This window comes from Microbacterium sp. P5_E9, from assembly GCF_054049175.1.
On record NZ_JBFUMV010000192.1, the window covers coordinates 1 to 500 of the forward strand.

Here is a 500-nt window from a genome sequence, read left to right on the forward strand (position 1 = left end):
TTTCGTTCGAAACGGCGGCCGTGCGGCCGACCAGCTGCGCCCCGTGCGCATCACCCGTGGCTACACCATCCACGCCGAGGGCTCGGTGCTGATCGAGTTCGGCCAGACCCGCGTGCTGTGCACCGCCTCGGTCGAAGAGCGGGTGCCGCCGCACAAGCGCGGCAGCGGCGAGGGCTGGGTCACCGCCGAATACGGCATGCTGCCGCGCGCCACCCACACCCGTAGCGACCGCGAAGCGGCCCGCGGCAAGCAGAGCGGCCGCACGCAGGAAATCCAGCGCCTCATCGGCCGCTCGATGCGCGCCGTGTTCAACCTGTCGGCCCTGGGCGAGCGAACCATCCACCTCGACTGCGACGTGTTGCAAGCCGACGGCGGCACCCGCACGGCGGCCATCACCGGCGCCTTCGTGGCGGCGCAGGACGCGGTCAGCAAGCTGCTGGCCGACGGCAAGATCCAGGCGACGCCGATCCTCGGCCACGTGGCCGCGGTCTCGGTCGGCA

1 protein-coding gene is annotated in these 500 nt (G+C 72.0%); it reads left to right on the forward strand.

Annotated elements, in window-relative coordinates; genetic code table 11:
* Positions 1–500 (forward strand): ribonuclease PH (gene rph / locus ACXJ3V_RS20930; protein ID WP_457102276.1); only part of this gene is annotated, 500 nt, incomplete at both ends.